Annotated in this window: 11 protein-coding genes; all 11 read right to left on the reverse strand. The window is 45.9% G+C overall.

What is annotated here, in order from left to right:
- Positions 1-30: 30 nt before the first annotated feature.
- The 11 genes from NIASO_RS14615 to NIASO_RS14665 all read right to left on the reverse strand — a co-directional run bounded on the left by NIASO_RS14615 (position 31) and on the right by NIASO_RS14665 (position 12,210).
- Complete coding sequence (locus tag NIASO_RS14615; RefSeq protein WP_008587052.1) at positions 31-1,275, reverse strand: endonuclease/exonuclease/phosphatase family protein; 1,245 nt, start codon at positions 1,273-1,275, stop codon at positions 31-33.
- A 289-nt stretch (positions 1,276-1,564) separates the two neighbouring features.
- Positions 1,565-2,665, reverse strand: a complete 1,101-nt coding sequence (locus tag NIASO_RS14620) for a metallophosphoesterase (RefSeq protein WP_008587054.1) — start codon at positions 2,663-2,665, stop codon at positions 1,565-1,567.
- An 11-nt stretch (positions 2,666-2,676) separates the two neighbouring features.
- Positions 2,677-2,898, reverse strand: a complete 222-nt coding sequence (locus NIASO_RS14625) for a hypothetical protein (protein WP_008587056.1) — start codon at positions 2,896-2,898, stop codon at positions 2,677-2,679.
- Positions 2,899-3,120: 222 nt separating this feature from the next.
- Positions 3,121-4,650, reverse strand: coding sequence for a glycerophosphodiester phosphodiesterase family protein (locus NIASO_RS14630; protein WP_008587057.1), 1,530 nt, complete (start codon positions 4,648-4,650; stop codon positions 3,121-3,123).
- A gap of 35 nt (positions 4,651-4,685) precedes the next feature.
- Entirely contained in the window at positions 4,686-5,960 is a 1,275-nt protein-coding gene (locus NIASO_RS14635; RefSeq protein WP_008587059.1) for a serine hydrolase domain-containing protein, read from the reverse strand.
- A 67-nt stretch (positions 5,961-6,027) separates the two neighbouring features.
- Complete coding sequence (locus NIASO_RS14640) at positions 6,028-7,083, reverse strand: NAD(P)-dependent alcohol dehydrogenase (protein ID WP_008587061.1); 1,056 nt, start codon at positions 7,081-7,083, stop codon at positions 6,028-6,030.
- A 51-nt stretch (positions 7,084-7,134) separates the two neighbouring features.
- Positions 7,135-7,548, reverse strand: coding sequence for a putative quinol monooxygenase (locus tag NIASO_RS14645; RefSeq protein ID WP_008587063.1), 414 nt, complete (start codon positions 7,546-7,548; stop codon positions 7,135-7,137).
- A 28-nt stretch (positions 7,549-7,576) separates the two neighbouring features.
- Positions 7,577-8,617: a (R)-mandelonitrile lyase gene (locus NIASO_RS14650; RefSeq protein ID WP_008587065.1), complete on the reverse strand. Its 1,041-nt coding sequence runs from the start codon at positions 8,615-8,617 to the stop codon at positions 7,577-7,579.
- Between the two features lie 11 nt (positions 8,618-8,628).
- Positions 8,629-9,609, reverse strand: coding sequence for an aldo/keto reductase (locus tag NIASO_RS14655; protein ID WP_008587066.1), 981 nt, complete (start codon positions 9,607-9,609; stop codon positions 8,629-8,631).
- A gap of 252 nt (positions 9,610-9,861) precedes the next feature.
- Positions 9,862-11,268 carry a c-type cytochrome domain-containing protein gene (locus NIASO_RS14660; protein ID WP_008587067.1) on the reverse strand — a complete coding sequence of 469 codons (1,407 nt, stop codon included), beginning with the start codon at positions 11,266-11,268 and terminating at the stop codon, positions 9,862-9,864.
- Between the two features lie 6 nt (positions 11,269-11,274).
- Positions 11,275-12,210, reverse strand: coding sequence for a sugar phosphate isomerase/epimerase family protein (locus tag NIASO_RS14665; RefSeq protein WP_008587069.1), 936 nt, complete (start codon positions 12,208-12,210; stop codon positions 11,275-11,277).
- Between the last annotated feature and the right edge of the window lie 71 nt (positions 12,211-12,281).

Genomic DNA, 12,281 nt, shown 5'->3' on the forward strand with positions numbered 1-12,281 from the left:
ATTGATTATTGCAGTTGCTTTTTTTAAAGCTTACTTCCAATCAATATCTGAAATCAGCGGGTAATGACCCGCGATGCTTTTTTCTGCAACCGTTGCCTGTAATACTTTAAATTTTTTATCAGGCAAACATACGTCGATACGTAGAATCGGTGTAAACCTGTCGTAAGTATAAGTGGCACCAATACCCCAGCCGCCTTTTATGAAAGCGTCCTGAAGATTTTCTCCTTTTAAGTATTCGCAGTTGTACGAAGTGGACAATCCATTCATGTCCCCGCAAAAAATAAAAGGATAGGGACTCTTGTCCATTTCCTGGCGTATAATTGCGGCTTCCTTTTGGTGGATTTCTTCTATTGACGGATAGGCTTCTGTTATATATTTAAACCGGTTGTATACCCGTTGTTTGAGCCTTCTGTCTCTGTAATCAGAATTAAAATACAGGTAACGTGATTGCCAGCGCGCGGTATACAGGCGCAGGGGCTTGTTTTGCCACTTAACATCTACAAAACCAACCTTTCCCCTGTAATGTTGGAATTCAGAAACATTTTCTGGTGTCGCCACGGTTGCCGCACTCCCACTACTGTCTATAGGCAGCCTGGAATAGATGGCCGCACTGCGGGTGTAGGAATGTTCTTTTCCATTAGCCATGTACGTATCGTAAAAGCTCCGGTGGTAAGGGTAACCGAGAGAATCCATTATTTTTATTACAGAAAGACGTTGCCCGTCCTGCAACGTTACACTGTCGTAATGCAGTTGCATACACACTATATCCGGATGGTACTCCGTTATCCCTTCGATTGTTCTCCGGATAGCAAGATCGGCCTGTTTGATTGAATCGGCAAATTCCCTCACATTCCAGGTCATAATCCTTAAAGCAGCAGTATTTTTTTTCATTTGCCATTGTTGCGGATGAAAGGCAAAGGTCAAACCAATGTTTTTGCAGGCAGGCAACAATAGCAGCAGTAGCCACCAAATTCTTTTTTTGTTCCTGTTTTGCTCAGGCTTGGGTTGGGTTGTTGCTCCTTCCTGCACAGGTTCGGCGGCTCCGGCCTCATCGGCTGCTGTAGCTTCTTTATCTTTTTGCCGCCGGTAGTAGAGATAAATATTGATTAAAATAACAGCGAAAGCAAGCACAAATAAATAGGGAAAGCCCAACACAAAATAAATAGCATAAGAAAACCGGGAGGAGGGCAGGTAGGTGGTAAGGCAGGCGATCAGGTAAAGCAGCATCACAACAACGGAAAATAGCTGCCACAATGTTTTAATGATTTTTTTCACTGATAGGTACTATTAAGAGTTAATAATGGAGTCAATATTAGTAAAGATAACATCAAGTCTGATGCAAAGTATAAAAAAGCAAATTTAATTAGAATAACCACGCTATTAATTATAGGAGCGGACTGTTATCCCTGCTTAAAAGCCGGATTGTGCAGGTGGCCCTGCGGAGTCTTTTGCCTTTGTTGGTGTTACGCCTGGCCCATGGCGGTGGTTATCACCAGCAAGTCAGGTTATGCCGTTGGTGTTTTGCCCGCTCACTTGCCTGGCGCAATACCAATAACAGGGATAGTTATTTTGTTATTGTATTAACAAGGTCCGTCAACGACATTTCTTCTAATACCGTTCTGCCTGCGTTTGAACCCTTGGTTTCCCATTTTATAAGCCGGATGTGGCCGTCTGCAATTTCAATGCCTGTAATATCGCCATCAGAAAAACAACAACAGCCCGAATTAAAGTAGGTGGGAAGAATTTTGCTATAATCCAGCACCAGAGCGTCAAACCGTTTCTGATAGGGCGTCGTTTCCTTTCTTATTTTATCAAGGGTAGCCGCATCCGCCCCCGCTTTGGCGATGGCCATCTGGCGATACAACCGTTCAATATGCGTCAGCGATTCAAAAACGGGTTGATGGGTATGACCGGTGATTAATACAATACGTTTTTGATCAGACGACCATTCATACATGATTTCATTATGCAATGTTTTCTTATAGTCGTTGTTTGAGGGTTCATTGGGATTGATCTGAAGGTAAGATTGCAGCGGCCCCCATATTTTAGAAATAAAGAACTTGGTGAACCAGTTCCCATCGCTGTTGGCATCACCCTGGTGGCCATGGGTGCAAAAGATGCGCAGCTCTTTACCGTCGAGGTGCGTGTGCAGCAGCACTCCTTGGTAGGCTTTTATTTTTGAGCCAAAAACGGCTTCCAGTTCCAATCCTGCCAGGGGGTCGTTGCCCCAATAAAGATCATGGTTGCCGATAACTTTTATAAAAGCATTTCGTTGCACAAAAGCCTTTTCTGCTTCAAATTGTTCCTGGTTCCATTTTTTAACTTTGGAAAGGCTATTCTCCCATAACTCTTCACAATCGCCAAGGTTGATGAAGGTAAAGCCCTTTTGGTTATAGTAGTGCAGGGCGGCAACATAGGCAGGAGCCGCCAGCATAAAATCATCTGCCCCATCACGGGCGCCTTTGTGTTGATCGGAGAAAATAATATACTTAGCTGCCTGGGCATCAAAATCAATCAGCGGCCCCAATTTACCCGGGTCCTCCAGTATATGATTGAATAATTTGGTAAGCGCATCAAAGACCCTGTTCTTATCCGGATCAGAATCAAATTTTTTGGCTCCCCATAGAATGGGTTTTAATAAAAGAAACCTGAAGATACGGCGCATGGCAAGGCGCGTTACATACCGGGATAAACGGGCCCGTACCGGAGTTTTTTTGCACGGCGGTAAGAACCTTTTTCCGGATAGTTAATGTCATGAGCAGTTTCGTATCCTTCGTTAGCTGTATCCAATAACCGTCTCATGGCATTTCTCCTGCGTACTTCACATACGGCACCTGTGATTGCAGATGCAGCAACTCCCAAAAGCACAAATCCTATTAAACGATACGATTTTTTCATCACTCAAAATTTATTCTTTCTTATGCGTAAGATATGAAATAAATGGCAAAAGTTGCATTGTTTTTATCCTCTCAGTACAAATGAGTGTTAGCAACAACAGCCTTTCAATAACATGCAAAAATATTTATGATTTTTTTTCTGCGGCTATAAATAATTGCAAATTCATTAAAAAATAACACCGGCTGAATTTAATTGTTGACGGCTGGGCAAAATTTAACAGCTTTATTGCTGGAATACCCGCACATAATCCACTTCCATGACAGCCTGCTTCAGCGTTTCATCCATTCCCCGCATACCTCCCCAGTTGCCGCCCATGGCAACATTTAAAATGAGATGGAATTTCTGGTCAAATGGCCATTCCGCAAAACCTTTCCCGGTATTGCTAAATGAGAAATAAGGATGTGCATCAACAAAGAAATCGATCCGGTCCTTATTCCATTCCACTGCATATACATGAAACGTTTTGTCGGCATCGTTCAGATAAAAGCCTTTTGTTTTCTGTGTGTGGATTACATGATTGAAGGATTTGGTATGCACGCTGCCAAACACGGTATCGGGCATAAAGCCTACATTTTCCATGATGTCTATTTCGCCGCTGGCAGGCCATCCGCCATATTTCCAGTCGGTAGGCAGCATCCATATTGCCGGCCAGGTTCCTTTGGCGATGGGCAGTTTAGCGCTTACCTCTATTCTCCCATACCGCCAGTCGCCTTTGCCTTTTGTAACCAGCCGGGCCGAGGTGAACGTGTTATGCTCTTTATTTTCTTTTTTTGCGATGATCAGGAGCTTCCCGTCGCGTACCACTGCATTGCTCGTGTCAGCTTTAGTATAATATTCCAGCTCATTATTGCCCCAGCCATTGCCACCTACATCATAACCCCATTTGGTTGTATCGGGCAATCCATTGGTATTGAATTCATCGCTCCATATCAGTTTCCACCCTTTTGCCACCGGGTTTATTTTAATACGCTCGGCCAGTAATTCCGGTTCATTGGTGGTGATAAAATCAAACCGATTCGCCAGCAGCCAGTCCATTTCTGCCGCATTATTTACGGTCCAGGCGTTCAGCACAATATTATTATGTTTTGCCTGGGGGATCCAGTCCGGGTGTTTTTGAAAGACAGAGAAATGATAATCGATGCCATCCAGGCCATCCCTTTTTATTTCCTCCGGGGACTTGTCTCCATTCAGGTATTGCACCTGGGCTTTCGGATCAAGCGTTTTTACTTTTTTACATACATCATAATCGAAACTGATGTATACCACCATTGGCGCGGCGCCCAGGCGATGCACCATTTTTATCACTTTTTCGGTCACCTGCTGCGCCCGTTCTTTGCTGAAGACAGAGGGTTTTATTTCGAGTACCAGCCGGGTTGACCAGTTGTTTTTCAGCCCTGCTGAAAGATATTCCTGTAATGTGGGTAAGTGCTCCCCGTTTGATAAAGGTGTTTTTTTTAGTTCGGCATAAGCCGTTTTTTCAATGGTTAACCCGTTATATTTCGGATCATGGTTGATGATCAGCGAGTCGTCAGCAGTCATCTGCACATCAAATTCTGAACCCGCACATTTAAGCGCAATGGCATTTTTTAAAGAAGCAATCGAGTTTTCGGGTAATTTATTTGTTTTAAATGCTCCGCGATGTGCAACAATTCCATTTTTTGCCAACCCGTTTTCATGAATCGTTTTCATGGCAAAGGTTACAGGAGTAATCAGAAACTGCAGGGCAGTAGCAAACAAGCCGATTTTTTTCATTTTCGTTATTTGCCGCTAAACTACAAAAAAACAAATTATTGCAGTGCCTGGTATACCAATGCCTTAAATTTATCTCCGATCTCGCTGTGGGAGAAGGGCCATTGCTGTATAAATAGGAGCGCAACGATATTTTCCCGGGGATCGCCCCAATAGGTAGTTCCAAAAAATCCGCCCCAGGCGAAACTTCCCACAGATTGACCCAATTTCAAAGCTCCTTTTTCTGTAGTGATCTCAAAGCCCAGTCCGAATTTATTATTCCCCAAAGGAATATCGCCGATCTGATTTTGAGTCATTATTTCTACAGTATGCCGGGCTAATAATCGCTTTCCATTGTATACACCTTTATTCAGGATCATCTGTAAAAAAGCAGCATAATCCATCGTGGTAGATACCAGCCCCGCGCCACCGGAAAAATAGCCATTGTTGTTGGTTGGATAATCAACTGATATTCCGCGAAAGGTGGTATCGGCCCAGGGGATCAGGCCCTTTGTTTTTTTATCTTCCGTGTAAACGGTAACCAGACGGGAGCGTTTGGAATCAGGCAAATGGAAATAAGTATCCTGCATCTGCAGGGGCTCAAATATCCTTCTGCGCAAAAAATCATCCAGGCTCATACCGGACAGTACTTCTACCAGCCGGCCCAAAACATCTGTATTTAAGCCATAAGTAAATTTTTCACCCGGCTGATGTACCAGTGGTAATGTTCCCAGTTTATCAATCGCTGCCGCCAGTTGCTGCGGATGGGGAAGAAAGCCTGCCGGTATTCCGGATTTTGCATAAATGGCTTTCATCTGTGGAGATCCTATTTGTGCATAATCGATACCGGAGGTATGCGTGAGCAGATCACGAATTGTAATTTCTCTTTTTGCCGGTACCGTTGTATAACTACTATCCAACGCATTGAATTTATCCAGCACTTTTGGATGTGCAAAAGCCGGAATATATTTTGAGATGGGATCATCCAGCAGGAATTTTCCTTCTTCAAACAGCATCATGACTGCGGTGCTGGTAATGGCTTTTGTTTGGGATGCGATACGGAAAATATCGTTTATTTTTAACGGCGCACCGGGTTGTGCATGGCCCGTACCGAAGGCTTTATTATAAACGATTACGCCGTTATGTACAATAACAGCAGTGGCGCCTTTGATCCAGCTATTCCGGATATACTCCTGTAGCACCTTATCGATCCGTTGTAACCGTTCCGCTGAAAAACTATTCGAGGCGGCATCCCCCGGAACCAGAACTTTGGGTTGCGCGAGCGTGGCAAGCTGCGCGGCAATCGCAATGGCAAACAAGCCGATTCTTCTCATGTGTATGATTTCTGCTAAGCTACAAAAAAAGACCTGTGAGGCCTTGAAAACCTCACAGGTTTCCCTGTTACTTCAGACTCGCCATATCGATCACAAAGCGATACCGCACATCGCTTTTCAGCATGCGCTCATAAGCAGTATTGATCTCCTGCATGTTGATCAGTTCAATCTCGGAGACTATATTATGTTCTCCGCAAAAGTCGAGCAGCTCCTGCGTTTCGGCGATGCCGCCAATGACGGATCCTGCTACCGACCGGCGCCCCATGATCATTGGCACTGTTTGCAGCATTGGATCCAATGGCCCCAGGTAACCCACCAAAACTATTGTTCCGTTGATGTTCAGTGTTCCCACATAGGGATTTATATCATGTACATAAGGAACCGTATCAATGATCAGATCGAATTTGCCTTTCGCCGCTTTCATTTGCGCTTCATTGGTAGAGATGATCACTTCATCGGCACCCAATTCTTTTGCATCCTGTGTTTTTCCCGGCGTTCTTGAAAACAGGGTCACCGCGGCGCCCAGGCCTTTTGCCAGTTTTATGGCCATGTGCCCCAATCCGCCCAGGCCTATAACTGCTACTTTACTGTCTTTGCCAACGTTCCAGTGCCTTAACGGCGACCAGGTGGTAATGCCTGCGCAAAGCAGGGGCGCCACTGCTGCGAGGTCCAGGTTCCCGGGCACTTTTAGCACAAAGTGCTCCGCTACGACTACTTTTTCTGAATAGCCGCCAAAAGTATGTTTACCAGAGTGTTTGTCCTTGCCATTATAAGTGCCGGTAAATCCGTTCAGGCAATATTGTTCCAGGTCCTGCCGGCAACTTTCGCAGGTGCGGCAACTGTCTACCAGGCAGCCTACCGCTGCCAGATCACCTGTCTTGAATTTCGTAACGGCACTGCCCACCCGCGTAACGCGGCCTACAATCTCATGTCCCGGAACTACCGGGTATTTGCTGCCACCCCAGTCGTTGCGCGCGGTATGCAGGTCGGAATGGCAAACGCCGCAATACAAAATTTCGATTTCCACATCAGTGGGAGTGGGTTCCCGCCGGTCAATATTCATTTGTTTTAGATCTGCATCGGCCGCTTCTGTGCCAAATGCTTTTACTGAGTAAGTATCCATATTATTATTATTTCTTTTAAAATTCTATTAACGATGCCTGCCGCCGGTTTATCATTTTGCAGAGTCCGGAACAGCCGTTTTTGCAGCAAAGGCGATCGGGTCCATATCAATCAGTTGTAACGATTGCACCATTTTAAGGGTGCTGGTCTTGTACTTTAAGAAATGCGGGGTTTTTAAATGCGCCTGATAGGCTTCCTTGTTGGCATATATTTCTAAAATTGTAACGCGATTGGGGTGTTCTTTTTCGTACATTGCATATAGCCCTAAGACGCCCGGCTCTAGCTGTACGGCTGCCTTGGTGTGCTCAGCTACATCTGCTTTATATTGGTCGAGATAAGCACTGTCTATTTCAATTTTTGCTATCCTGATCATCCGGTTTTGCTGTTGTGCAGTGGCTGTAGTATTCATAAAAAGCATCAATAAGGCGATTAAAAAAAAGACTGCATTTTTTCTGATCTGTTTCATGTGTGTGTTTTTAGAGCCCGGTCATCCTTCAATTCTGTATCACTTGTAGCAATATTTCTTTTGCATGTTCGGGCTGCGTTCCAACCAGTGCAATAAGCGCCTCCAGCTGGCTGGCAGTAAGACCGGTGTTCAGTCCCATTCTTAAATGTGCCTGCAATTGTTGCGTTACACCGGCCATAGCGGCTAATGCCGCAATGGTCACCAGCTCCCGTTGCTGAAAGGAAAGCACATCGCTATCGAATATGTCCGCAAATAAATGTTCTTTTAAAAAAGCGTCGATACGGGGAGCAAAGGCTCCAAAACCGGGCGCGGGCTTTTGCTGAGCTTTTTGGGTAAGCGTCTCTAATACTTTTCTGCCCTGTTCATATTTGTCAGACACCAAATTTGTTACGCTTGCTTCCTCTCCACCCGAATCTTCCATACCGTTCTTTTTTCGCTCCTCTAATACCGCCATAAATATAGCGATGCTATTCAGACTCCTGGGAAATCCACAATAGGCATATAACTGCACCAGCGCTTCTTTTATTTCATTAATGGTTAGTCCGGCATCCAGTCCTTCGTTCAATTGCTTGCTCAGTTGCTCCGTATTTCCAACCGCCGTGAATGCTGCTATAAGCGCCATTTTCTGTTGTTTCGTGTTCAGCGCAGTAACATCAGGTATCCTTATCTGAACACTACTATACTCCTCTTCAGTCACCGGCTGCAGCCAGGTAACATTTGCTTCACCCTCATAATTGGTAATGGCTATATGCACCATTTTGCTGTTGGCTGCCGCGCCGTGCCAGTGCACCACGTCTTCCGGAATATTGACCACCGTTCCTTTTTTTATCGGCTGGGCCGGTTTGTCTTTTTCCTGGTAAAAACCGGAGCCTTCGGTTACGATCAATATTTGCCCCCGGGGATGCGTATGCCAATGGGTACGGGCTCCTGGTTCAAAGGTAACACTGCCTATGGCAAAAGCATTGTTTTTGTCTTTTGAAATTAGCGGGGTCAAAAAAGCATTTCCCGTGAACCAATCAGCGGGTAAAGGATTTCCTTTTGGGAAAAGGGTATTCGTAATTGTTTCCATTAGTACTATTTTTATTTTCCGGTTCTTGCTTCCAGTTCTGCCGGATAACGTGCCCCGGCTATTTCCATTTTTGATACGGTATCGTCAATTGTTTTAAGTTCATCAGCGGTCAATTCAATGTTGACCGCCCCGATATTTTCTTCCAGCCGGTGCAATTTTGTGGTGCCCGGAATGGGAACGATCCAGGATTGTTGCGCCAGGATCCAGGCCAGCGCTAGTTGTGCCGGCGTTGCGTTCTTTTGAATGGCAATGCTCTTTAACAGCTCCACAAGCCCCTGGTTGGTATCCATATTTTCTTTTGTGAACCGCGGCACTATATTCCGGAAATCGTCTTTGTCGAACTGTGTGTCCTTATGAATGTTCCCCGTAAGAAATCCCTTTCCCAGCGGGCTGAAGGGGACAAAGCCGATGCCCAGTTCTTCCAGTGCCGGAAGCAGTTCCTGTTCGGGCTTGCGCCACCAGAGGGAATATTCACTTTCTACTGCGGTGACCGGGGTAACAGCATGCGCCCGGCGGATGGTTGCCACCCCCGCTTCTGAAAGGCCCCAGTGTTTGATCTTGCCTTCTTTGATCAATGCCCCCATCGTTGTTGCCACTTCTTCTATCGGTGTATTGGTATCTACCCGGTGCTGATAATACAGGTCGATCACATCCGTCTTTAATCTTGTTAGCGAACCTTCTATCGCTTTGCGGATCTGTTGGGGGCTGCTGTCCTGCACCTGTTTGCCCTCCTGCAATTTTATGCCAAATTTTGTGGCGATCACTACTTTATCCCGGTAGGGCTGCAATGCTTCGCCTAATAGTTCTTCATTGGTGTAGGGCCCATACATCTCGGCCGTATCAAAAAAAGTAACGCCTTTTTCTATAGCCGCGTGCAACAACCGGGTAGCAGTTGCTTTTTCTGTTGCAGGGCCGTATCCGTAGCTTAGTCCCATACAACCCAACCCGATGGCAGATACTTCCAAACCTGTTCCTAATTTTCTGTATTGCATTATTCAAATTTTTAATATTGATGGGGCAAAGTTCATACAAAAGGTGCGTTCCTGCGTTATATAGATCACCGGATTTTTTACCAAAATTACTGTTGAATAAAGGTCGCGCGTCTATTAATAGAATAGCGCGAAACCGGGAGTGCGGGAAAGCGGTTTTAACAGCCTTGTTTTAAGGGTTTACCATTTTAATGGCAAGAAAAATTCTTTTTAGTCCAAAAGCGCTTAAAAAAATTACCCCCCTGGCTTTCACGGTTATTTCTTCTGTGGCGCCGTAACAAGGGTTGTATCTGTTTCCAGCGTGGGAACAATATAGCCACCGGAATCCAGCAGCACTTTGGGAAAAGCCTGTTTCAGTTGCGCCCAATTGTTTTTATTGACCGCTGTTTTATACAAATAGAGCTCCCGCAGGGTTTTCAGTCCTTTTAATGATCCCAATCCCTGTTGAGTGATTTTTGTTCCCACCAGGTTCAATACCTGTAATTGCTTTAAGGTGCTTAGTTGCGCCATTCCCGCATCCGTAATTGCGGTATTGCTCAGAGACAGACGGGTAAGGTTGGCAAGCGCGGCTATTGTTTTCAGGCTTTCATCGGTAATATTACTGTTGTCCAGTTTTAGCCACACCACCTGTTTTTTTATCGGCTCCAGCAGCTTGACCAGCGTTGCGGCTTTTGCCGTTGCCGTCACAAAATTAACGGACACATAATTTTTGTCGTTCGATACCGGAACCACGATCACACCATTGTCTGTTAACTGCTTAACAGCGCTTTCATCTGCTGCGGCCACATCGTCTTTGGGAACAGCTATATTAGCGGCTGCGCCCGACCCGTCGCTGCCTGATTGCAGTGCCGCCAAAACCGGTTTTATTTTATCGGTTTGCGGTAATTCTTTTACTTTTTTTGTAAAACTGTTGCCGGTGCTGACCCACCAGCTTAACACGGCTACTTCATTGGGTGTTAATTGTGGTTTTTCTTTGGGTGGCATATGGTCATCGTCGCTCAACGGCAGCAGCAGCCGCTTTACCAGGGCGCTTTCATCCGGCTTACCGCTGGCAAGGATCTTACCATCTTTACCTCCTTTTAAAATATTGGGCTCTTTATCCAGGCGCAGCCTACCTTTTTGTTTAGTACTTCCATGACAGCTATAACATTTACGTTGCAGGATTGGCTGCACTACGGCTGTGTACAGGACCGCTTCCTGTATATTGGGAATGGGTTTTAGGGGTTGGTTGGGATCTACACTGTTAAGACCTGCGGTAAGATAATCTGCCCCATGAGTCAATGACCCGCCCAGGTGACCGGTAACGGTTACGGCGCCAATAGTAAGGCCCGCCATGATATTCGAATACCGGGTCAGAAGAGAAAAACGGTAGCACCCGTAAAGTAACAGCGCTGCAATGGCCGTAACAATTCCGAGCCATTGGTGCCGGGTCACCAGCTCCTGATCATAATCGCCGCTTAAGGAAAGCAGATAGCCCGTCATACAGGAAGCAATGGCGGCCAGCATTCCCCAAAAGAGCATTACAGGTATGGCAGGCTCCAATGAGGGAAGCCGTTTGGCAAACAATTGAAACAAACAGGCGATCAGCAATATCCCGATCGGCAGGTGCACCAATACCGGATGAAATCTTCCCACAAAATCCACGAGTGTAAGTAGCGTCATAAACAGTTATTGGTACCGGCTTCTGAGGGTTTTCATCATGTGTACATTAATCGTCCATTGATCGGCCACCGGCTGCTGTGTATAAGGCAGGGTGGGCATATAAGTGGGCGGGCCAAATTCTGTGAGCACCGTCATTACCTCTCCTTTTTTTCTTTTTCGCTCCGCGATCTTATCCCACCAGTCGAAATGTTGTTTTACAACGGATTCCCATTCCGGCGCGCGCGGATCATTGACCTGTGGGCCTTCCGGATGGCCAACCCGGGCATGAAAATGTTCCGTGCGATCGATGGCCAGTGCCACAGTTTCCCGCTGATCACTCAACATGCTTTCGTGCACATTGCACCAATGGGAGATATCCAATGTTAACCTTAAGTCGGGCAGTTGCTCAATAAACTGCCGGGCGATATGTGCGGCAAACAGGATCCGTGAACGATGGGTTTCGTGATAGATCTTTATGCCGGTGTCTTTTGAAAGCTGCTGGGAGTAGGTAATAAAGGCTTTATTCTGCTCAAAGCTGAAATGATCTTTTCCGGCGTGACAATTAATATAAACGGGCTTTTGAGAACGATTGGTGGCAGATGCCGTGGTTATTTTTTTAAAATGCTCCAGGTTGGTCTTCCAATCATCCCCCGCACTCTGGCATAAAAAGGCCACCTGCAGGGAATGTTTTTTCAGGGCGGCGAATAATTCCTGCTGTGCAGTTTCGGTTGCCGGCCATACTACTTCAGCGCCGTCATAACCATCCCGCTTTGCGGCTGCACAAAAAGCATCAATCGTTCCGTTATAACCCCAGTTGGTGGCCATCACCATCAACTGAAAGCCCGCCTGCGCCGGCGTTTTCAGGAACCCTGGTTTTGCTGCGGATTCCCCGTAAGGGAAAAATAATCCGGCCGCCGCAGCAGCAGATGAGGATTTTAAAAAGTTTCTTCGGTTATAGTTCATAATTTATAGATCGTTTGTTTCCAAATTCAGTTTTTCGCTCTCACAGATCCCACAGATTTGCACAGATTTTT

Source organism: Niabella soli DSM 19437, assembly GCF_000243115.2.
GTDB classification, from domain to species: Bacteria; Bacteroidota; Bacteroidia; order Chitinophagales; family Chitinophagaceae; genus Niabella; species Niabella soli.